25 protein-coding genes and 1 tRNA gene are annotated in these 19,194 nt (G+C 76.1%); 7 read left to right on the forward strand and 19 right to left on the reverse strand.

Annotation, left to right across the window (positions count from 1 at the left end):
- Positions 1 to 10: 10 nt before the first annotated feature.
- The 5 genes from ACI79R_RS06660 to ACI79R_RS06680 form a co-directional block, all read right to left on the reverse strand.
- Entirely contained in the window at positions 11 to 790 is a 780-nt protein-coding gene (locus ACI79R_RS06660; protein ID WP_456572801.1) for a DUF2470 domain-containing protein, read from the reverse strand.
- 61 nt (positions 791 to 851) lie between these two features.
- Complete coding sequence (locus tag ACI79R_RS06665) at positions 852 to 1,352, reverse strand: hypothetical protein (RefSeq protein ID WP_456572802.1); 501 nt, start codon at positions 1,350 to 1,352, stop codon at positions 852 to 854.
- Between the two features lie 42 nt (positions 1,353 to 1,394).
- The gene (locus ACI79R_RS06670; protein ID WP_456572803.1) at positions 1,395 to 1,898 is read right to left on the reverse strand and encodes a hypothetical protein; all 504 of its coding nucleotides are present in this window, start codon (positions 1,896 to 1,898) and stop codon (positions 1,395 to 1,397) included.
- Complete coding sequence (locus ACI79R_RS06675) at positions 1,895 to 2,296, reverse strand: hypothetical protein (RefSeq protein WP_456572804.1); 402 nt, start codon at positions 2,294 to 2,296, stop codon at positions 1,895 to 1,897. The genes ACI79R_RS06670 and ACI79R_RS06675 overlap by 4 nt, the downstream gene beginning before the upstream one ends.
- 55 nt (positions 2,297 to 2,351) lie before the next feature.
- A complete protein-coding gene (locus tag ACI79R_RS06680; protein WP_456572805.1) occupies positions 2,352 to 2,627 on the reverse strand; it encodes a hypothetical protein in 276 nt (91 codons plus the stop codon).
- A gap of 120 nt (positions 2,628 to 2,747) precedes the next feature.
- Here ACI79R_RS06680 and ACI79R_RS06685 point away from each other — a divergent pair, with 120 nt between their 5' ends.
- A complete protein-coding gene (locus ACI79R_RS06685; protein ID WP_456572806.1) occupies positions 2,748 to 2,954 on the forward strand; it encodes a DUF5703 family protein in 207 nt (68 codons plus the stop codon).
- Positions 2,955 to 2,960: 6 nt separating this feature from the next.
- Here ACI79R_RS06685 and ACI79R_RS06690 read toward each other — a convergent pair whose 3' ends face one another.
- Positions 2,961 to 3,917 carry an NADPH:quinone oxidoreductase family protein gene (locus tag ACI79R_RS06690; RefSeq protein ID WP_456572807.1) on the reverse strand — a complete coding sequence of 319 codons (957 nt, stop codon included), beginning with the start codon at positions 3,915 to 3,917 and terminating at the stop codon, positions 2,961 to 2,963.
- Positions 3,918 to 4,045: 128 nt separating this feature from the next.
- Between ACI79R_RS06690 and ACI79R_RS06695 the strand changes: the two genes are divergently transcribed.
- On the forward strand, positions 4,046 to 4,618 hold the full coding sequence (locus tag ACI79R_RS06695; RefSeq protein ID WP_456572808.1) for a class I SAM-dependent methyltransferase: 573 nt from the start codon (positions 4,046 to 4,048) through the stop codon (positions 4,616 to 4,618).
- Here the strand turns inward: ACI79R_RS06695 and ACI79R_RS06700 are convergent.
- Both ACI79R_RS06700 and ACI79R_RS06705 read right to left on the reverse strand, forming a co-directional pair.
- A complete protein-coding gene (locus ACI79R_RS06700) occupies positions 4,615 to 5,418 on the reverse strand; it encodes an SDR family oxidoreductase (protein ID WP_456572809.1) in 804 nt (267 codons plus the stop codon). The genes ACI79R_RS06695 and ACI79R_RS06700 overlap by 4 nt on opposite strands.
- Before the next feature lie 8 nt (positions 5,419 to 5,426).
- On the reverse strand, positions 5,427 to 6,767 hold the full coding sequence (locus tag ACI79R_RS06705) for a M20/M25/M40 family metallo-hydrolase (protein ID WP_456572810.1): 1,341 nt from the start codon (positions 6,765 to 6,767) through the stop codon (positions 5,427 to 5,429).
- Positions 6,768 to 6,898: 131 nt separating this feature from the next.
- Here ACI79R_RS06705 and ACI79R_RS06710 point away from each other — a divergent pair.
- A tRNA-Leu gene (locus ACI79R_RS06710) sits at positions 6,899 to 6,983 on the forward strand.
- Between the two features lie 74 nt (positions 6,984 to 7,057).
- Here the strand turns inward: ACI79R_RS06710 and ACI79R_RS06715 are convergent.
- Positions 7,058 to 8,464 (reverse strand): APC family permease, encoded by a 1,407-nt coding sequence (locus ACI79R_RS06715; protein WP_456572811.1) that lies wholly within the window; start codon positions 8,462 to 8,464, stop codon positions 7,058 to 7,060.
- A gap of 144 nt (positions 8,465 to 8,608) precedes the next feature.
- Entirely contained in the window at positions 8,609 to 8,752 is a 144-nt protein-coding gene (locus ACI79R_RS06720; protein ID WP_456572812.1) for a hypothetical protein, read from the reverse strand.
- Between the two features lie 133 nt (positions 8,753 to 8,885).
- Between ACI79R_RS06720 and ACI79R_RS06725 the strand changes: the two genes are divergently transcribed.
- Positions 8,886 to 9,236, forward strand: coding sequence for a nuclear transport factor 2 family protein (locus ACI79R_RS06725; protein ID WP_456572813.1), 351 nt, complete (start codon positions 8,886 to 8,888; stop codon positions 9,234 to 9,236).
- Positions 9,237 to 9,243: 7 nt separating this feature from the next.
- Here the strand turns inward: ACI79R_RS06725 and ACI79R_RS06730 are convergent, their stop codons facing one another.
- From ACI79R_RS06730 to ACI79R_RS06755, 6 genes are all read right to left on the reverse strand, one after another.
- Positions 9,244 to 9,642 (reverse strand): nuclear transport factor 2 family protein, encoded by a 399-nt coding sequence (locus tag ACI79R_RS06730; RefSeq protein ID WP_456572814.1) that lies wholly within the window; start codon positions 9,640 to 9,642, stop codon positions 9,244 to 9,246.
- A gap of 14 nt (positions 9,643 to 9,656) precedes the next feature.
- Entirely contained in the window at positions 9,657 to 10,565 is a 909-nt protein-coding gene (locus ACI79R_RS06735) for an NAD-dependent epimerase/dehydratase family protein (protein ID WP_456572815.1), read from the reverse strand.
- Positions 10,566 to 10,602: 37 nt separating this feature from the next.
- A complete protein-coding gene (locus ACI79R_RS06740) occupies positions 10,603 to 12,228 on the reverse strand; it encodes a thiamine pyrophosphate-binding protein (protein WP_456572816.1) in 1,626 nt (541 codons plus the stop codon).
- On the reverse strand, positions 12,225 to 13,001 hold the full coding sequence (locus ACI79R_RS06745) for a cyclase family protein (protein ID WP_456572817.1): 777 nt from the start codon (positions 12,999 to 13,001) through the stop codon (positions 12,225 to 12,227). Before ACI79R_RS06745 ends, ACI79R_RS06740 begins: the two co-directional genes overlap by 4 nt.
- 78 nt (positions 13,002 to 13,079) lie before the next feature.
- On the reverse strand, positions 13,080 to 14,087 hold the full coding sequence (locus ACI79R_RS06750; protein ID WP_456572818.1) for a MerR family transcriptional regulator: 1,008 nt from the start codon (positions 14,085 to 14,087) through the stop codon (positions 13,080 to 13,082).
- Positions 14,081 to 14,758, reverse strand: coding sequence for a HEAT repeat domain-containing protein (locus ACI79R_RS06755; RefSeq protein WP_456572819.1), 678 nt, complete (start codon positions 14,756 to 14,758; stop codon positions 14,081 to 14,083). Before ACI79R_RS06755 ends, ACI79R_RS06750 begins: the two co-directional genes overlap by 7 nt.
- Positions 14,759 to 14,830: 72 nt before the next feature.
- On the opposite strand from ACI79R_RS06755, the gene ACI79R_RS06760 reads away from it, so the two are divergent.
- Positions 14,831 to 15,274, forward strand: coding sequence for a hypothetical protein (locus tag ACI79R_RS06760; protein WP_456572820.1), 444 nt, complete (start codon positions 14,831 to 14,833; stop codon positions 15,272 to 15,274).
- A 3-nt stretch (positions 15,275 to 15,277) separates the two neighbouring features.
- On the opposite strand, the gene ACI79R_RS06765 is transcribed toward ACI79R_RS06760, so the two are convergent.
- Genes ACI79R_RS06765 through ACI79R_RS06775 form a run of 3 tightly spaced genes read right to left on the reverse strand, consistent with a single transcriptional unit; the run spans position 15,278 to position 17,834 of the window.
- Positions 15,278 to 16,321, reverse strand: a complete 1,044-nt coding sequence (locus ACI79R_RS06765; RefSeq protein WP_456572821.1) for a 1-acyl-sn-glycerol-3-phosphate acyltransferase — start codon at positions 16,319 to 16,321, stop codon at positions 15,278 to 15,280.
- Between the two features lies 1 nt (position 16,322).
- Complete coding sequence (locus ACI79R_RS06770; RefSeq protein WP_456572822.1) at positions 16,323 to 17,180, reverse strand: patatin-like phospholipase family protein; 858 nt, start codon at positions 17,178 to 17,180, stop codon at positions 16,323 to 16,325.
- A gap of 42 nt (positions 17,181 to 17,222) precedes the next feature.
- Entirely contained in the window at positions 17,223 to 17,834 is a 612-nt protein-coding gene (locus tag ACI79R_RS06775; RefSeq protein WP_456572823.1) for a M15 family metallopeptidase, read from the reverse strand.
- 87 nt (positions 17,835 to 17,921) lie between these two features.
- Here ACI79R_RS06775 and ACI79R_RS06780 point away from each other — a divergent pair, with 87 nt between their 5' ends.
- Complete coding sequence (locus tag ACI79R_RS06780) at positions 17,922 to 18,605, forward strand: response regulator transcription factor (protein ID WP_456572824.1); 684 nt, start codon at positions 17,922 to 17,924, stop codon at positions 18,603 to 18,605.
- Positions 18,598 to 19,194, forward strand: a 597-nt coding sequence (locus ACI79R_RS06785; RefSeq protein WP_456572825.1) for a HAMP domain-containing protein, incomplete at its 3' end; no start/stop codon positions are given. The genes ACI79R_RS06780 and ACI79R_RS06785, both read left to right, overlap by 8 nt.

Below are 19,194 nucleotides of genomic sequence, written 5' to 3' on the forward strand. Positions count from 1 at the left end.
GGCCCCCGGGTCAGCCCTGCCGGCGCAGCGCCGCCCGGGCGGCCCACAGCAGCTGGGCGGTGGCCGCGCGGAGCTCGCCGGCGCACCCGAGCGGCCGCGGGAACGGGATGCGGACGTCGGCGTGCCCGGCCGGGCGCTCGATCCGCAGCCGGTAGCCGTAGCGGTCCAGCCCCAGCGGCCGGACGGCGTCCCGCGGGCCGACGGCGCCGGCCGGGATGCGGCTGCGGAGCAGCGTGAGCACCTCGGGGTGGTCGCGGTCGAGGTGGGTGAGCATGTCGGCCTCGACGGCGGCCAGCGGATCGGGGCGGGCGGCGGCGTACTCGGGCAGGCCGACCTCGGTGCAGGCGCCGTGCTCGCCGAGCACGACCTCCGCGAGGTCCAGCCGCAGCAGCGTCGTCCCGCGGCCGACGTCGAGCAGCTCGCCCGCCGGCCGGACGTCGGCGAAGGCCAGCGTGGCCTCGCGGCGGTCGTGCGCCGGCACCGGGGTGAGCCAGCCGGACAGCCAGAGCTGGGCGCGGACCGGGTCGCGCAGCGGCACCGGCGCGCGGTCGCTGACCATCAGCAGCGCCGTCACGTCGGAGGTGGCGCCGGCCTGCAGGGTGCGCATCACCTCGCCGTCGTCGGGGACGAGCACCAGCACCCGGCCGTCGGCGGTGGTGGCGTGCGCCAGGGGCCGGCCGGGCTCACGGCCGGCGACGCACAGCGCCGCGGCGGCCCGGGTGGCCACCGTGCGGGCGCGCTCGGCGGGCGCGGCCAGGGTCGGGACGGCGGCCGGCTGCGGTCGGGTCATGCGCTCCCCCTCGGGTTGAGTTAGGGGAGCCTAACCAAACTGGGGCGTCGAGGGGAAGTCGTCAGGACGCGGCGGCCGGGCCGGTGTTCCGGTCGACCGCCCGCTGCAGGTTGCGGCGCAGCAGCCAGGGCAGCACCGCCTGGTTGCCGAGGTTGACCACCGCGAGGACGAGCACGAACAGGTGCGCGCCGCTCCCCCGCGCCACGGCCAGCGCGGCGCCGACGAGCAGCAGCACTCCTCCGAGTAGCAGCAGCGTGCGCACGACGGCGGCCCGGCGCGGATGCGCGCGCCGCTGCTCGTCCAGGGCCGTCAGGCCGGCCTGCGCCCAGTCGGCGGTGGCGCGGCGCAGCCGCGGCTCGGTCAGCGCGCGGCCGCGGGACATCGCCCGCTGCACCTGCGGGATCTCCGCCGGCGTCAGCCGGTGGCGGCGGACCATGTCGGTGTAGGTGGTCCCCGACGACGCCCCGCCGGCCGAGGCCCAGAACCGCCGCCCGCCCACGTACCAGGCCAGCAGGGGCAGCCCGAAGGCCAGCAGCACGATGATCGAGAGTGCGAGCGCCACGCCCGCAGCATGCGGGACCGGCGGTGGAGCGCCGCCGCGGGGTCAGGCGTCGCGGGCGTCGGCGGGGTCGGGCTCGTTGAGGGCCAGCGTGCGGCGCAGCCCTCGCCGCCGGCGCACGAGCCAGATGCCGGCGGCGGTCCACACCGCGGCCATGACCCAGTTGACGTCGCCCGCATGGCCGCTGACCACGCGGGAGACCGCCCAGCCGACGACGGCCGCGGCCCACAGGACGGCGGCACCGACCAGCAGCCGCCGGCCCCGGGCGCTGCGGGGCCACTGGTTGCCCGCGGTGTCGAGCAGCTCGTGCGCCCACTCGACGGCGGCAGCGCGCAGCCGGGCGTCGTCGAAGCGGACCCCGCGGGGCACCGCGGCGCCGATGCGGGCGGCCTCGCCCGGGGTCAGCCGGTGCCGGCGCACCAGGTCGCCCCACGGATCCCGCTCGGGCCGGCCGCGCAGCCGCGCCCAGAACGGCCGGCCGCCGATCCACCACGCGAGCAGCGGAACGCCGACCAGCAGCCCGACGACGAGCAGCACCAGGCCGGTCACGGCCGCCGCACCGGCTCCGCCGAGCCGCCGTGCCGGGCGATCGCCCGCCGCAGGCCCGCCCGCCAGGGCGCCTCGGCTCCGCGGACCAGCAGCCCGCGCACGCCGGGCCGGGCAGCCCGCTCCTCGGCGCGGCGCAGGTCCCACCCGAACCAGTCGACGGCGGCCGCGCGCAGCGCGGGATCCTCCGGCGGCCGCACCGGCCACTCGGCGGAGAGCCCGACGTGCCGCGCCAGCCGGTGCATCTCCGGCCCGGTCAGCCGGTGCCGCTGCATGATCTCCGTCCACGGCTCGCCGGCCCGGCCGGGACGCAGGCGGGACCAGCCCGACCAGCGGGCGGCGAGCAGGGCCAGCAGCGGCAGGCCGACGGCGATGCCGCACACGACCAGCACCGCCGTCACGACCGGCGATCGTGCCCGATCCGGGGCATCGCCGCAGGTCGGCGGCTCGGGTGGGTCAGTCGGCGAGGTCCTCGTCGTCGTCCAGCGGGACCTCCGCCTCCTGCTCGAGGACGTCGGCGTCGTTGGCCTCCCGGTCGCCGACCGGGCGCAGCGGACTGCCCGCCTCCCCCGGCCGGGCGGCGAGCTGCTGCTCCAGGGCGTCGGCCTCGGGCACGCCGTCACCGGGGGCGGCCGCCTCCGCGGCGGTGCCCACGGCGGGCGGGTCGACCAGGGCCTGCTGCTCCGCGCGGTCGGCGTCGTCGGCGCCGTCCGTACCGGCGAACTCGGTCACACGTACCTCCGTCGTCGAGGGCTGGGGCCGCCCTCCATCCTGCCGCCGGAGACGTCGCACGGCAGGACGGGAGCGATCGCGCGGGTGACGAGCAGGTGACCGGCGTGCACAATCGCGAGGATGGAGGCGGTCGCGGGAGAGTACGAGTTCGCGCCGCTGCGGATCCCGCCGGGCACGTCCCGGTCCGCGGCGGCGACCATGCTGAGCCTGCAGGCGGACACCGGCGGATGGGAGCTGGCCCGCCTGCAGCTGCATCCCGACGGCACGCGCAAGGTGATCCTGCGCCGCCGGGCGCGGCTGTCCTACCTGCCCGGCCCGGTCATCTAGTCCCCGTCAGGGGACGAGCACGACCTTCCCGACCGTGCCGCGCTCGGCGAGCGCGGCCATGGCCTGCGGCGCCCGGTCCAGCGGCAGGACCGCGCCGACCAGCGGATCGACCTCGCCGCGCTCGACCATCCGCACCAGGTCGGCGTGGACCTCGCCGATGAGCGACGGCTCCTTCTGCCGGTAGAGGCCCCAGTGCAGGCCCACGACGCTGTAGTTCTTGACCATCGCGTGGTTGGCCGGCGCGTCGGGGATGCGGCCGCTGGTGAAGCCGACGACGACGATCCGGCCCTCGAAGGCGACGCACTTGCGCGAGCGGTCGAAGACGTCGCCGCCCACCGGGTCGTAGACGACGTCCGCCCCGTGCCCGCCGGTGACCTCCTTGACCACGCCGACGAAATCCTCGCTGGTGTAGTCGACGACGTGCTCGGCGCCGAGCTCCCGGCAGACCTCCACCTTGCGCGCTCCCCCGGCGGTGGCGATCACCCGCGCCCCGGCGGCCCGGCCCAGCTGGATGGCGGCCGAGCCGACACCGCCGGCGCCGGCGTGCACGAGCAGCCACTCCCCCGGCTGCAGGTGCGCCCGGCGGTGCAGCCCGACGTGACCGGTCTGGTACGTCAGGTAGAGGGCGGCGGCCTTCTCGTCGGGCATCGGGTCGGGCACCGGCCAGGCGTTGGCCTCGTCCATGAGCACGTACTCGGCGAACGCACCGGGCCCGCCCGACGGGCCGCCGACGACCCGCTGGCCGGTGCCCACGACCTCGCCGCACAGCTCCACGCCCGGGGTGAAGGGCAGCGGCGGGCGCACCTGGTAGGTGCCCCGCGCCATGAGGACGTCGGGAAAGTTCAGCGCCGCCGCCCGCACCCGGACCAGCACCTGCCCGGGACCGGGAGTGGGCTGCTCGACCTCGTCGAGGGTCATGACCTCCGCGGGGTCGCCGAGGGAGTGGACCCGCCATGCACGCATGGTCCGGACCCTGCCAGAACCGGCGTGACACCGGTCACGGGGTCCCGCTCCGGTCGACGTGCGGGCGCCGCCGTGTCAGGGTCCCCGGTGGGCGATCGCCCGGACCCCTCGCCCGGGAGGAGCCCCCTGTGAACCGACAACTGGCCGACCGGCTGCAGTTCCTCCGCGCCTTCGTCGCCAACCCCCGCCAGGTCGGTGCGATCCTGCCGACCTCCCGGTGGGCGGTGCGCGACATGCTCGACCTCGCCGACCTGCCGACCGCCAAGCTGGTGGTCGAGCTCGGCGCCGGCACCGGCGTGCAGACCGGCGAGCTGCTGGCCCGGCTCGGCCCGGAGGCCGAGCTGGTGTCGGTGGAGATCGACCCGTCGCTGGCGTCGCTGCTGGCCGGCCGGTACCGCGATCCGCGGCTGCACGTGGTCTGCGACTCCGCGGAGAACCTCGCCGAGCACCTCGACGGCCGGCAGGCCGACGTCGTGGTCTCCGCGCTGCCCTACACGTCGCTGGCCCCGGCGCTGCGCCGGCGCATCCTCGACGTGCTCCCGCGGACGGTGGCCCCCGGCGGCGACGTGCTCGTCATCCAGTACTCGCCGGTGATGCTCGGCGAGCTGCGCCGCCGGTTCGAGTCGGTCACCACCCGGCTGTCGCCGTGGAACGTGCCCCCGGCGTTCCTCTTCCGCTGCACGAAGCCGCGGGTGGACTAACGCATCTCCGGCGGCCGCAGCGCCTCGGGCACGACGGCGGTCTCACCGGTCGCCGTCCGCGCGGCCGGCACGCCCTTGAACCGGTAGGGCACCGTGCCGACGCCGGGCTGGACGACGTAGGCCGCGCCCGGCTCACCGGCCGTCCAGGCGGCGATCATCGCGTCGGCCACCTCGTCGGCGGTCAGCACCGGGAAGCTGGCGGCGGTGAACTGGTCGCGGATGCGGTCGATGATCGCGGTGTCGGCGAAGCCGGGGCAGATCGCGGTGATCGTCGTCCCCTCCCGGGCCAGGCGCGGCGCCATCGACCGCACGAACGCGATCGCCCCGCCCTTGGCGACGCTGTAGCCCGGGTCGGTGGCCATCGGCGAGAGACCGGCCAGCGAGGCGGTCACGACGATGGCCCCGCCGCCGGCGCGGGCGATCGCCGGCCGGGCGGCCTCCACCCCGTAGACGACGCCGAACAGGTCGACGGCGACCACGCGCATGAACTCGTCGATGTCGAGGGCGTCGTCGGTCTTCGCCGCGGAGATGCCGGCGTTGAGGTAGGCGGCGTCGAGCCGGCCGTGCTCGGCCTCGACCTGGGCGACGACGGCCTGGTTGGCGGCGCGGTCGGTGACGTCGAGCGGCAGCAACGGCGCGCCGAGGTCGGCGGCGACCGCGCGGGCACGCTCGCTGTCGAGGTCGGCGAGCACGACGCGGACGTCGGCGGCGAGCAGCTTGGCGGCCAGGGCGCGGCCGAAGCCGCCGGTGCCCCCGGTGATCAGCGCGACGGACCCGGGCGGCGGAGTGGGAGAGGTCACGCCCCCGATCACATCACGCCCCGATCCCGCCACGCGCTGCGGAGGAACCGGTCGAGCACCCGGATGCCGAAGCGCAGCGACTCCACCGGCACCCGCTCGTCGATGCCGTGGAACAGCGACGCGAAGTCCAGGTCCGGCGGCAGCCGCAGGGGCGAGAAACCGAAGCAGCGCATGCCCAGGCGCTCGAAGCTCTTGGCGTCGGTGCCGCCGCTCATGGTGAAGGGCACCGGCCGGGCGCCGTCGTCCTCGGCCTTCAGCGCCGCGACCATCGCGTCGACGGTCGGCCCGTCGAACGTCGTCTCCACCGCCTGGTCGTGGACGATCCACTCGCGCTGGATGCCCTCGCCGATCAGCGAGGCCAGCTGCCGCTCGAACTCCTCCTCCTGGCCGTAGAGGAAGCGGCCGTCGACCGTGGCGCTCGCGGTGCCGGGGATGACGTTGGTCTTGTAGCCGGCGTCGAGCATCGTGGGGTTGGCGGTGTTGCGCAGCGCGGCGCCGATCATCCGGCTGATCGAGCCGAGGCGGGCGAGGGCCTCCTCCGGCTGGTCGGGGTCGATCTCGACGCCGTAGGCGTCGCTGACCGCGTCGAGGAACTGGCGCATCGGCGGGGTGAGCACGGTCGGCAGCCGCGTGGAGCCGAGCCGCGCGACGGCCTGGCAGAGCCGGGTGACGGCGTTGTCGTCGTGCACGAACGAGCCGTGGCCGGGCTTCCCGCCGGCGGTCAGCCGCATCCAGGCCAGGCCCTTCTCCGCGGTCTGCACCAGGTACAGGCGCAGGTCGTCGCGGACGGTGATGCTGAAGCCGCCGACCTCGCTGATCGCCTCGGTGCAGCCCTCGAACAGGTCGGGGTGCTCGTCGACGAGGAAGCGGGCGCCCAGGCGGCCGCCGGCCTCCTCGTCGGCGACGTAGGCCAGCACGATGTCGCGCGGCGGGCGGACGCCGGTGCGCGCCCAGTCCCGCACCAGGGCCAGGACCATCGCGTCCATGTCCTTCATGTCGACCGCGCCGCGGCCCCAGACGTAGCCGTCGCGCTCCTCGCCGGAGAAGGGGTGGACGCTCCACTCGGCCGGATCGGCGGGGACGACGTCGAGGTGGCCGTGCACCAGCAGCGCCGGGCGGCTGGGGTCGGTACCGGGGATGCGCGCGACCAGGCTGGCCCGCCCGCGCTCGGACTCGACGATCCGCGAGCCGATGCCGGCCTCGTCGAGCTTGCCGGCGACCCACTCGGCCGCGGCCCGCTCACCCTTGCCGGTGGCGGTGTCGCCGGTGTTGGTGGTGTCGATGCGGATGAGGTCGGAGAGCAGTTCGGCGACCTCGGCCTGGGCCCCGGCGAGCGGTGCGCTGTCCATCGGGCGAGCGTAAGCGGGCGGCTGCCGCTGGGTCAGCCGGTGGCCTGCACGGACGGCGGCGACACGCTCCCCGGGCGGGGACGGGGGTGTCGGAGCGCCGGGGGCGGTCGGGTATCGTTGCCCTCGCACTCGTCCGGGTGGCGGAATGGCAGACGCGCTAGCTTGAGGTGCTAGTGCCCTTTATCGGGCGTGGGGGTTCAAGTCCCCCCTCGGACACAGCAGAGAGCCCCCGCGGTCATCGACCGTGGGGGCTCTGTCGTTCTCCGCGCCCCCCGGACCGGACGCGCCCGTCAGCGGCGGCGGGCGGCGAGGATCCGGGCCTCGGCGTCCGGCCCGGGTCCCACCGAGGGCAGCCGGAGCATGAACAGCAACCCGAGCCCCCACCAGGCGGCCAGGATCAGCCACTCGTACGGCCAGATGAGCGCCGCCGGCATCCCGGGGAGGAAGAGGACCCCGAGGCCGATGGCCAGCGCGGCGGCGAGGACGCCGGTCGCCTGGCCCCCGGGTGCGCGGAAGGGGCGGCTCATGTCCGGTTCGCGTCGCCGGAGCACGACGAAGCTCACCGCCACCATGATGTAGGCCACGGTGATGCTCAGCCCGCCGGCGTCGACCATCCACACGAGGGTCTGCCGTCCGAAGAAGGGCGCGATCACCGAGAGTGCTCCGATGAACAGCAGCGCGTTGCCCGGCGTCCGGAACCGGGGGTGCAGCCGGCCGAACCAGGCCGGCACCATGCCGGACTGACCGAGCGCGTAGAGCAGCCGGCTGGCCCCGATGAGGAAGCCGTTCCACGAGGTCAGGATGCCGGCGATGCCGCCGAGCACCAGGATGTCGCCCATGAGGTCGCTGCTCCAGAGCGCGGCCATCCCGTCGGCGGCGGCGAGCTCCGATGCGGCGAGCTCGCCGACGGGCAGCGACGAGCCGACCGTCAGCATGATCAGGACGTACCAGCCGACGGCCATGGCGACGGACACCAGCAGCAGCTGGCCGATCCGCCGGTAGGACATGTCGATCTCTTCGGCCGACTGCGGGATGACGTCGAAGCCCACGAACAGGAACGGCGTCGCGACCAGCACCGCGATCAGCCCGGCGGCGCCGCCGGTGAAGAGCGGCTGCATGTTCTCGGTGCTGCCGCCGACGAAGCTCCCCACGGCCAGGGCCAGGCCGACCGCGAGGAGGAAGAGCACCGCGACGCTCTGGAACACCGCGGCCGGCCGGACCCCGACGTAGTTCAGCGCGGTCATCACGACCGCCGCGACGACCCCCACCGCGACCCAGCTGGCGTAGACGTCGTATCCGGCGACCGTCCAGAGCTTCCCGACGAGCATGTCCGGGAAGAGGTAGAGCATGGTCTGCGGCAGGGCGACCGCCTCGAACGCCACCACGGAGACGTACCCGAGGACCAGTGCCCACGAGGTCACGAACGCCGGCCGGCTGCCCATCGCGCGCAGTGCGTAGTTGTGCTCCCCGCCCACGTGCGGCATCGCGGACACCAGTTCGGCGTAGGTCAGCCCGACCAGGGCGACCACCACCCCGCCGATGACGAAGGCGAGGGCGGCGCCGAGCGTGCCGGCGCTCTCGAGGAACCCGCCGGTGAGCACGATCCAGCCGAAGCCGATCATGGCTCCGAAGGCGACCGCCAGCACGTCCCACCGTCCGAGCGTGCGGATGAACCCGCCGTCCCCCCTGTCGGCCATCGCCACTCCTTCACCGGGCACGAGCGTGCAGAGAAGAGTTCCGTCGGTCGGGCCGATGATCCTCCGTCCGTGCTCGCGCGGCCCGGTGGAGCGGGATCTGGACCGTCGCGCCCTCCGAGCTGTCCAGGCCCTCGCCCGGAGGCGTCAGCCCGGCGCGGAGGAGCCGCCGTCCGCGTCGTCGTCGCCGAGGTCCTGCGGCACGCCCTCGGACGGCTTGCTGTGCCGTTCGGGGTCCAGGTCCTGGGCCAGCCGCTGCTCCACGTCCGCGTCCTGCCGGGGGTCCGTCATGTCCCTGGCGGTTCCCCGCCGTCGCACGCGGCATGCACCTGCCACGGCGCCGGCGCCAGTACGGTCCAGGCGCCGTGCCGCCCCCCGTGGCCGGCGGCGATCCGTTCCGACGTCCCACCGGGAGGCCACGGCCATGACGGCGAACCGCGAGACCCTGCTGCGCGCGCTGTACGACGCGTTCAACGCGCGCGACATCGACACGGTCATTGCCGCCATGTCACCGGACGTCGACTGGCCCAACGGGTGGCAGGGCGGCCGCGCGGTCGGTCACGACGCCGTCCGCCGCTACTGGGAGCGCCAGTGGGCCGAGATCCGCCCCAGCGTCCGGCCCACCTCCATCTCGGAGCGCAGCGACGGCACGGTGGAGGTCGGCGTCCACCAGGTGGTCCGCGACCTGACCGGCTCGATCCTCGCCGTCGCCGACGTCCGCCACGTCTACGCCTTCGACGGGGACGTCGTCGCGCGCATGGACGTCGAGGCGTAGGGGGCGCTCAGCTCCCCGCGGACAGCCGCCGGCCCATCTCCTCGTGGACGGCCTGGATCCCCTGGAGCGGCCGCATCATCACGCGGAACTCGACGATCCGGCCGGCGTCGTCGCAGCGGATGATGTCGACGCCGTTCACCTGCCTGCCGGCCACGCCCGTCTCGAACTCGAGCACCGCGGTGTCCTCGGACAGCACCTGCTTCGTGTACCGGAAGGCGCCGTCCGCTCCCTCGACCAGGGTGGCGTTCGCCGCCTCCAGGTACCGCGTCGTGATCGCCTTCCCGCGCTGGGGCGTGTGCACCACCGGCGAGTAGAAGACGACGTCGTCGGCCAGCAGCTCGTCGAGACCCCCGGGGAGCTCCCCGGCCAGGAAGCGGTGCCAGCGGTCGATCACGTCGTCGATCACGTCGATCCTCCTCGTCACGCCCTGGGGAGCGCTGCCACGCCCCGCCGCAGCTCCTCCAGCGCCTGGGCCAGGCCGACGCGCGGCGCCCAGCCCCACGCCCGCGCCCGGTCGGTGCGCAGCCGCCCCGTCCAGACCGGCCCGTCGGTCCACTCCGGGGCCACGCCGAGCGCGTCGGTGACCGTGCCCAGGTAGTCCCGCCACGTGGCCGGCTCACCGGCGACGATGACCGGAGTGGCGCGTCCGGCCACGGGACCGCGCTCCGGATCGTCGGCGGTGGCGACGGCACCGGTCGCGACGGCCGCGATCATGGCCGCCAGGTCGTCGACGTGCACCCAGCCCCAGGTCTGCGCCGGGTTCGCCCGGCGCTCGCCGTCGCGGATCCGCTGCGGTCGCAGCGTGTTCCAGACCGACGTCTCCCCGGCCCCGAGGATCGCCGGCGGGCGGACCAGGACGGTCGCCAGCCCGCCGATCTGCGCCAGGGCGGCGTCGGCGGCGTTCTTGGTGTCGGGGTAGGCGCCGCTGCCCTCGGGCAGCAGCGGACCGTCCTCGGCGATGTCGCCGTCGCCGTCCCGGCGGTCGTAGACGCCGGTCGTCGACACGTGCACCAGCCGGGCGACGCCGGCGTCCCGGGCCGCCCGGGCGAGCACCGCGGTGCCCTCGACGCCCACCCGGTACTGCACCTCCCGGGGCGAGCCCATCGGGTGGACCGTCGTGACGACCGCGTCGGCGCCCCGGGTCACCTCGCGGGCGAGGTCGCCGTCGGCGGGGTCGCCGACCACCTCGGTGACCCCGCCGAGCCGGGGCGCGCTGCCGGACCGGCGGACGACGGCGCGCACCCGTGCCGACCGCCCGGCCAGCGCCCGGCACACCGCGGTGCCGACCAGGCCGTTGGCGCCGGTGACCACGACGACGGGCGCGACCATGCCCACCACCCTGCCAGGACCGGCGGCGCCGCACCGGTCAGTGCCCGCGGAAGGCCTCCTCCAGCCACCACGACGGCTGGTCGCGGGTCACCTTGGCGTCGACCAGCAGCGGCGTGCTGCGGGGCCCGGCCAGCCACTCCCCCACCGCCGCCAGGTCGCCGGGCTCGCGCACGGTGACGGCGCTGAACCCGTGGCCGCGGGCGATCGCCGCGAAGTCGGTCTCGGGGAACCGCACCGTGTCGAGCGCGTGCCCGCCGGGGCCGAAGTGGTGCACCTCGGCGCCGTACGCCGCGTCGTCGTAGACCAGGACCACCATCGGCAGCCCCAGCCGGACGACGGTCTCCAGTTCCGAGGCGCCCATCAGCGCCCCGCCGTCACCGAGGGCGGCCACCGGCAGCCGGTCGGGGCGGGCCAGCGCCGCGCCGATCGCGGTGGCCAGCCCCAGCCCCACCGACTGGAACGCCTGGGTGAAGCAGAATCCGGCCTCGTCGGGGACGTCGAGGAACATGCTCGGGTAGCCCATGAAGTTGCCCGAGTCGACGGCCACGACGCGCTCGGCGGGCAGCAGGTCGTCCAGCGCGGTGGTCAGCGTCCGCGGGTCGACCAGGCCGCCGCCGCCGGCGTCGTCGTACGGCTCGTCCCGCCAGCGCCCCCGCTCGGCGATCGCGCGGCGCACCTCCGGGGTCCGGTACCCGGTCGCGGGGCCGGGGAGCAGCGCGGCCGCGGCCCGCGCCACGGCCCCGACGTCGCCGACGACCCCGAGGTCGACGGGGCGCTGCGCGCCGAGCGCGTCGGCGTCGAGGTCGACCTGGACGACGACGGCGTCGTCGGCGATCAGCCGGCCGTGCCGCGTCGTCCACATGTTCAGCGCGCATCCCCAGCCGACCACGAGGTCGGCCCCGGACACCAGCTCGGCGGCCAGCGGCGTGGCGAAGCCGCCCGACACGTCGAGGTCCCACGGCTCCCCCCGGAACAGGCCCTTGGCCACTGCCGACGTGGCCAGCAGGGCGCCGCCCCGGTCGGCGAGCGCCACCAGCTCGGCGCGCGCGCCGCGGGCGCCGCGGCCGGCGACGAACACCGGCCGGCGCGCGCGGCGCAGGGCGTCGGCCAGCCGGGCCACGGCGTCCGGGTCGGGCGCGGGGACGTCCTGACCGGCCGGCGCCACCGCGGGCGCGGCCGGCGCCTCGTGACCCTGCACGTCGAGCGGCAGGTTCAGGACGACGACGCGGCGCCCGTCCCGGGCGGTCCCGACCGCCTCGGCCGCCCGGGCGACGGCGTCGCCGGCCGAGTCGACGCGCATCGGCACCGCCCCGACCGCCTCGGCGAGCGCGGCCTGGTCGATCCAGAAGTTCGACCGGCGGGAGGTCGCCTCCGCCGTCACCACGACCAGCGGGGTGCGGCTCTTCGCCGCCTCGGTGATGCCGGTCAGCGCGTTGGTCAGCCCGCAGCCCTGGTGCACGCTGAGCGCCGCCGCCCGCCCGCTGGTGCGCGCGTAGGCGTCGGCCATGGTGGCCGCGCCGCCCTCGTGGCGGGCCGCGACGTACCGGGCGCCGGCCGCCACCATCGCGTTGGTGGTCAGGAAGTTGCCCGACCCGACGACGCCGAAGACGGTGTCGACACCGCAGCGGACGAGGGTCTCCCCGACCGCCCGCGCGACGGTCATCCGCGCTCGACCAGCGCGAGCACCCGCGCCGGCGATCCGGAGCCGTCCACGATCGGCAGCGGCGCGGCCACCACCAGCGCGCCCGTCGGCGGCAGCCGGTGGAGGTTCTGCAGCTGGGTCAGCCCGTACTTGCCGCTGCCCATCAGCGCGGCGTGGCAGGGGAACGGCGGGTCGAAGGAGTGCGCGGCGCCGGCGTCGGTGCCGACGGTCTCCACGCCCAGCCCGATGACCGGCGCCTCCTCGGCCAGCCAGCGGGCGCACGCCGGCGAGATGCCGGGCGTGTGCGGCCCGCTCTCGTCGGCGTTCAGGAACTCCTCCTGGGAGGCCGAGCGGGCGTCCCAGCCGGTGCGGTAGAGCAGCCAGCCGCCCTCCGGCAGCGGGCCGTGCGCGGCCTCCCACTCCCGGACGTGCTCCACCTCCAGGAGGAAGTCCGGGTCCCCGGCCACCTGCTCGGAGAAGTCGAGGACGACGGCCGGGGCGACCATCCGCCGCACCGGCACCGAGGCGACGTCGTCGCCGTCCTTGCCGGTCACCCAGTGGTTGGGCGCGTCGAAGTGGGTGCCGGTGTGCTCGCCGGTGCGGAAGTTGTTCCAGTACCAGGCCGGCCCGCGGTCGTCGTACCGGCTGAGCTCCTCCAGCTCGAACCGCGCCGTCTGCGCGAACTGCGGGGGCAGTCCGATGACCGGCGTCTCGGACGACAGCGGCGCGGTGAGGTCGACGACCTCGACGGAGCCGGAGGCCAGCGCCTCCGCGACGGTGGACAGCAGCGACATCGTGGGCCCTTCTCGCAGGTGGAGGGCCAGCCAACCATCCCGGGCCGCCGTTGCTCCAGAGCCGCCCGGCCGCGGCGGTCAGCCGTTCCCGCGGACCGTGACGAACGCCGACGCGACGAGGGCGACGGCGCGGTCCTCGTCCCCGGCCAGCCGGCGCAGCACCTCTCCCGGGGCCTCCCCCGGCAGCTCGACGAGCACCTGGGCCAGGCGGATCCGCGACGCGGTGCCCGCGCCCGGCGCGTCGAGCTCGTCGACCAGCGCGCCGAGGATCCCGGCCGCGCCGGCGGGGTCCGCGGACAGCGTCGTCAGGGCCTCGGCCGCCTCGACGTCGTGGTCGCCCTCGACCACCATGCCGACGAGCACGGGGACGGCCGCGGCCACCCCCAGCCGGCCCAGCGCCAGCGCGGCGTGCCCGCGCACCGTGGCGTCGTGGTCCTCCAGCGCGGCGGTGAGCACCGCGGCCGCGCCCGGCGCCTGCGGCATCCCGGCGAGCGCGAGCACCGCGCGCCGTCGGACCTCGACGTCGTCCGCCCGCGCGCCGGCGGCCAGCGCCGCCACGCCGTTCCCGTCGGCGCGGGCCAGCGCCCAGCGCAGCGCGCCCGCGACGTGGGGATCGGGCTCGGCGAGGACGGCCCCGGCCAGCACCTCGGCGGAGAGCGCGGCGCCCTCCGGCTGGGCCAGGGCGGCCTGCTGCCGGCGCGCGGCGCTGGCCGAGCCGAGCCCCTGCAGGAGCTCGACGATCCGCAGGACGTCCTGCCACCCGGGCGGTGCCGACGCGTCGATCGCGCGGAGCCGCTCGAGCAGCTCCCGGTCGCGCGCCAGCCGGTCCTCGGTCCAGCGGATCAGGTCGCCCACCAGGCCGGACGGCGCGAACGCCGGATCCTCCAGCGCGCGGCCGATCTGCCGGAGCGTGAGACCGAGGGAGCGCAGGCTCTCCACGTGGAAGATCCGGCGGACGTCGTCCGCCGAGTACTCGCGGTAGCCGCCGACGGTGCGGCCGGTGGGCCGCACCAGCCCCAGGGCGTCGTAGTGCCGGAGCATCCGGGTGCTCACCCCCGAGTGGCGGGACACCTCGCCGATCAGCACCGCGCCGCCCGGCCCGGACCGAGTGCCAGCACCCGCTTCGCCTCCTCGACGGCCGCCGCGAACCGCATGTCCGGATCCTGCAGGAGCAGGCCGGTGGCACGTGCGTGGGCGGCCACCGCGGGGTCGGGATCGGCGGCCGCCGCCTCCAGGGCGGGTTCGACCAGGTCGCCGAGGGCGACCAGCGCCCGGCTGAGGCTCAGCTGGACCTCGGGGCCGCCGCGACCGAGCTGCCCGGCGAGCTCGCCGGCCAGGCGCCGCCGCTCCTCCGCGTCCCCGGGCACCAGCGCGACCGCGGCGCGCCACGCGCTCCGGGCCACCTCGTCGTCGGGGTCGCCGATCAGCCCGGGCGTGATCCACTCCCGCGGACCGGGCTCGCCGATCTTGGAGAGCGTGTGCAGTGCCTGGCTGCGGGCCTGGGGGCGCGCCGCCTCCAGCTCCCGGCGCAGGCGGGGCAGCGTGACCTCCGGCGGGAGGCGGGTCAGCGCCCAGGACAGCATGTCCCGCACGAAGGGGTCCGGCTCGTCCGCGCAGCGCTCGACGAGCCGGTCGAGCAGGGCCGGGTCCGGGGCCGATCCGGCCGCCAGGGCGGCCCGGAGCCGGACCGACGGGTCGCCGGCGCCCAGGGCCCCGGCCAGGCGGGAAGTCAGCTGCATGTCGCCCGTCGTGGTCATCGACGTCACCTCCGCCCGCAGTAGGCAGGTTGGCACCGTGTCAAGGTCAAGGGCGCGGGACAGGATGGCGGCATGACTTCGCGAACGACGTCCGCGCTGGTCTCCGGAGCGGCGACCGTCGTCTACTACGCCAGTCCCGACTTCCTCGCCTCGCGGACCGCCCGGGGCTGGGTCAAGGCGGGGGTCGCCGCGGTCTCCCTCGCCACGGCCGTGCCCGAGCTGCGGGCCGCGCGCGCCGCCGCTCGCGCGCGCCGGGAGGCCGGCGAGCAGGGGCAGCCCTCTCCCGCGTTCGGCTCGCTCCCGGCGGCCACCCGGGCCGCCCTGCTGGGGGCCGCGGCCGCCGTGGCCGTCCTGTCGGTCCGCGGGGCGGTCGCCGCGGAACGGTGGGCCTTCCGGCGCGGCGAGGAGCGGGCCGCCGCCGGCCGGCGGCTGCCGCACACCGGCCCGGCCCTGCTGTACGGCGCGCTGACGACGGCGCTGGGGCTCCTCCCCAGCAGCTCCTCGGGCACCGGCTGACGGCTACGCCCGGGCCTGCCGCGCCTCCTCGCGCTGCGTCGCGGCGATCCAGTCGTCGATCGTCTCCCACCAGTGGTAGAGCCAGTCGCTGCGCTCGGTCTCCCCTCGCGGGACCTCGGCCGCCGGGACGAACCACCAGCGCAGGTGGAGGGTCTTGTCCATGGGCAACCCGCGCCACAGGTCACGCACCGTGCTGAGGTGCTCGAGCCCGGTGTGCCCGACGAAGACCACGTCGGCGTGCGGCGCCGCCTCCAGCGCCGCGGCGACCCCGGCCGGGCGCGGTGGGAGCAGGTGCTGCATCCCCTCGGCACGGTGCACCGCGCGCAGCAGCCCCCGGTCCCGCAGTCGCTGGATCGCCGTGGACCGCCGGCGCGGGGTGAAGTTCGCGCCCTCCGGGAAGATCAGCAGGGCGTCCTCCTCACCGAGGTCCCGCGCGAGACCGGCGATCGCCGCCGCGGCCGCGTCACCGGCCCCGGGGCCCGATCCGACGAAGGAGTTGGGCAGCCGGTTGAGGTACACGTCGATCAGCGGGTCCCACTGCAGGACGTCCTTGAGCACGATCCGCGGCCGGCGCAGGTGGTCGCGGTTCATCAGCGTGTGCACGAGCAGGAACGAGTCGCCGGGGCCGGCATGGCGGGAGAGCACCACCATGGCGTTCGTCGAGCCGGGCACGCCGTCGTCCAGCGGTGACCAGGACGTGCCGTCGGTGACCAGCCGGAGCGCGAACAGCCGCTGCGCCGCGCGCATCAGGACGTCGAGGAGCACGCGCAGCACGGTGTAGTGGGCCGCCTGGAACCGGGGACCGGCCAGCCGGCGGCCGAAGCCGCTCAGCAGCCACAGCAGGCCCGCGGCCAGCAGTCCGATCACCTCCGTCGCGAGGTACAGCAGCGCAAAGCACAGCAGGCGCAGCACGCGCCAGCGCCCCGGCGCGAACAGCGAGGCCACGGCTGCCAGCAGCACGAGCACGGGCAGCAGGAGGACGGCGGTCAGCAGGGCGCCGACGAGGAGGGGGCCGGCGATCCGGCGCACCCGGCGTGGTGGCAGCACCTCAGGCCTCCTGGGGGCTCGTCCGGTCGAGGTACCGGCCGGTCGCGGCGCGGGCCCGCTCGATGCGGGCGGGGACGCCGGAGAAGTCGCGGTAGCGCACGTTGGCGGTGGCGGTCGGCGCCGTGTCGCCCGCGGGCAGGACGTGCACCGTCACGTCGGGTGGGAGCGCGGCCATGTCGGCGGCGAAGCGGTGCCGCCGGGCGATCTCGAACGCCACCGTGGCGACCTCCCAGGGGCGGGCCGGAGGCCGGAGCGGGCTGTCGATCCGGCCGACGTGCAGCACGTAGACGGTGCCGGCCCCGAGCGCGACCGCCCGGCCGACCGGGATGCTGTGCACCAGACCGCCGTCGAGATAGTGCTCGCCGCCGACCTCGACGGGTGGCAGCAGGCCGGGCACCGCGCACGAGGCGAGGACGGCGTCGACCAGGTCGCCCTCGGTGAACCAGTGCTCGGCGGCCCGCTCGACGCTGGCCGCGATGCACTGGAACGGGACGGCGAGCTCGGCGAACGTCCGTGCCGGCAGGTGGGCCTCCAGCAGCTCCCGCAGCGGGTCCGGGGAGTGCACGTGGGTGCGGGTCCGCAGCAACGTGCCGATCCGGCCGAGCGCCGACCCGGCGAAGATCCGCCGGGAGGTCAGCTCCTCCCACACCGCGCGCAGCCGGTCCACGCCGCTGGAAGCCGGCTCGGCGGCGACCAGCGCGCCGTTGATCGCGCCCACGGACGTGCCGACGACCAGGTCCGGCCGGATGCCGCGCTCGAACAGTGCCTGCAGCATCCCGACCTCGGCCGCGCCCAGCACTCCTCCGCCACCGAGGACGAACGCCGTGCCGGCTCCGGCCGCCCCCTCCGGTGACGACATGGCCCGATCGTGTCACCCCTGCAGGGCATCGACCGGAGGCGGTCACCGGGCGGCGACCGTCCTCGGGTCCTCGGTGGGGTCGGCGTACATCGGCGGGCAGCCGTGCTCGACCGCCTCCGGGCGCAGCTCGACGTGCCAGGGCTCGTTGGCGTACACCTGGCAGAGCCCGTGGCCGGCGCCGTGCTGCGACAGCCACGAGATCGCCGACGACGGGCCGATGTCCACGGCGTCGCCCGACACGTGGGCCGACGTCTCCGCGGGCGCCACCCACCGGGCTGCCTCCTCCGCCGATCCGTACTCGGCGACCGCCTCGCGGAGCAGCTGCTCCTGGTAGCGCTCGGACCGCCAGCCGCTCGTCACGGTGAGCTCGATGCCCACGGCCCGGGCCTCCACGGTGGCCCGGCGCAGGGCACCCAGGAGCACCGGATCGAGGTGGGCGATCCCCGGCAGCCCGTCGTCGTCGACCGTGGCGCCCTCGGGCAGGACGCCGTCCTCCGGGCCGGCCACGGCGGCGCCCCGCCCGGCCGGCACCCCGGCCGTCCACGACTGCGACCCGAGGACCGCGGCGACCGCCGCGACCGCCACCAGCAGGGCGGCGACGACGATGCCGCCGGTCCCCCGCCCCGCTCCTCGTCCTGCCTGCCTCGTCGTCATGCCGCGAGCGAAGACGGCGCGGTGTCGCCGCAGCGTTCGCGTTTTCCGATATCCGCGCGATAGGCCGCCGTTCGTAGCATCGCCGGCGTGCGGGTACTGGTCGTCGAGGACGAGCCCTACATGGCCGAGGCCATCCGCGACGGGCTCCGCCTGGAGGCGATCGCGGCGGACCTCGCCGCGGACGGCGACACCGCGCTGGAGCTGCTGAGCGTCAACACCTACGACATCGCCGTCCTCGACCGGGACGTCCCCGGGCCCAGCGGTGACGCGATCGCCCGGCACATCGTCGCCTCCGGCAGCGGCCTGCCGATCCTCATGCTCACCGCCGCCGACCGGCTCGACGACAAGGCCAGCGGCTTCGAGCTCGGCGCCGACGACTACCTCACCAAGCCCTTCGCCCTGCGGGAGCTGGTGCTGCGGCTCCGCGCGCTCGACCGCCGGCGGGCCCACAGCCGGCCCCCGGTGCGGGAGATCGCCGGGCTGCGCCTGGACCCGTTCCGGCGCGAGGTCCACCGGGACGGCCGCTACGTCGCGCTCACCCGCAAGCAGTTCGCCGTCCTGGAGGTCCTCGTCGGCGCCGAGGGCGGGGTCGTCAGCGCCGAGGAGCTGCTCGAGCGGGCGTGGGACGAGCACGCCGACCCCTTCACCAACGCCGTGCGCATCACGGTGTCGGCGCTGCGCAAACGCCTGGGGGAACCCGGGATCATCGCCACCGTCCCCGGCGTCGGCTACCGGATCGACGCCGGACCCGGGCGGGGGAACCGTGGATAGGGCTGCCGGCCCCAGCGTCCGGCTCAGGCTGACCCTCAGCTACGCCGGTTTCCTGCTGCTCGCCGGAACGCTCCTCCTCGGGGTCGTGTGGCTGTTCCTGCTCCGCTACGTGCCCGACGGCGTGATCGTCACCGGCGGCTCCCGGGAGGGCACCCCCGGGCTGTTCGTGCCCAACCGGTCGGACCTCCAGCGGGCCTTCGTCCCCAAGGCGGCCGCGGCCCTGGCGTTCCTGCTGGGGTTCGGTCTGGCAGGCGGGTGGCTGCTCGCCGGCCGGATGCTCGCCCCGCTCACCCGGATCACCGACGCCACCCGGCTGGCCGCGCAGGGATCCCTCGCCCACCGGATCCGGCTGCCCGGCCCCCGGGACGAGTTCCGCGAGCTCGCCGACGCCTTCGACGGGATGCTCGCCCGGCTCGAGGCGCACGTCGCGGAGCAGCGGCGGTTCGCCGCCAACGCCTCCCACGAGCTGCGCACCCCGCTGGCCATCTCGCAGACGCTGCTCGAGGTGGCGCGGCCGGGGGGGCGGGGGGCGGCGGGGGCCGGCGCGGGGGGGGCGTCGGCCGCGCCGGCGGCCCCCGCGGGCGCGCCG

Source organism: Blastococcus sp. SYSU D00820 (assembly GCF_054050695.1).

Coding starts and splice junctions, on each gene's coding strand:
- ACI79R_RS06755 (WP_456572819.1), bottom strand. CDS start 14,758: ATGACCACGACGGGCGACATGCAGCTGACTTCCCGCCTGGCCGGGGCC.
- ACI79R_RS06770 (WP_456572822.1), bottom strand. CDS start 17,180: ATGTCGTCACCGGAGGGGGCGGCCGGAGCCGGCACGGCGTTCGTCCTC.
- ACI79R_RS06690 (WP_456572807.1), bottom strand. CDS start 3,917: ATGCGTGCATGGCGGGTCCACTCCCTCGGCGACCCCGCGGAGGTCATG.
- ACI79R_RS06685 (WP_456572806.1), top strand. CDS start 2,748: ATGGAGGCGGTCGCGGGAGAGTACGAGTTCGCGCCGCTGCGGATCCCG.
- ACI79R_RS06735 (WP_456572815.1), bottom strand. CDS start 10,565: ATGGTCGCGCCCGTCGTCGTGGTCACCGGCGCCAACGGCCTGGTCGGC.
- ACI79R_RS06725 (WP_456572813.1), top strand. CDS start 8,886: ATGACGGCGAACCGCGAGACCCTGCTGCGCGCGCTGTACGACGCGTTC.
- ACI79R_RS06760 (WP_456572820.1), top strand. CDS start 14,831: ATGACTTCGCGAACGACGTCCGCGCTGGTCTCCGGAGCGGCGACCGTC.
- ACI79R_RS06660 (WP_456572801.1), bottom strand. CDS start 790: ATGACCCGACCGCAGCCGGCCGCCGTCCCGACCCTGGCCGCGCCCGCC.
- ACI79R_RS06720 (WP_456572812.1), bottom strand. CDS start 8,752: ATGACGGACCCCCGGCAGGACGCGGACGTGGAGCAGCGGCTGGCCCAG.
- ACI79R_RS06775 (WP_456572823.1), bottom strand. CDS start 17,834: ATGACGACGAGGCAGGCAGGACGAGGAGCGGGGCGGGGGACCGGCGGC.
- ACI79R_RS06705 (WP_456572810.1), bottom strand. CDS start 6,767: ATGGACAGCGCACCGCTCGCCGGGGCCCAGGCCGAGGTCGCCGAACTG.
- ACI79R_RS06740 (WP_456572816.1), bottom strand. CDS start 12,228: ATGACCGTCGCGCGGGCGGTCGGGGAGACCCTCGTCCGCTGCGGTGTC.
- ACI79R_RS06715 (WP_456572811.1), bottom strand. CDS start 8,464: ATGGCCGACAGGGGGGACGGCGGGTTCATCCGCACGCTCGGACGGTGG.
- ACI79R_RS06745 (WP_456572817.1), bottom strand. CDS start 13,001: ATGTCGCTGCTGTCCACCGTCGCGGAGGCGCTGGCCTCCGGCTCCGTC.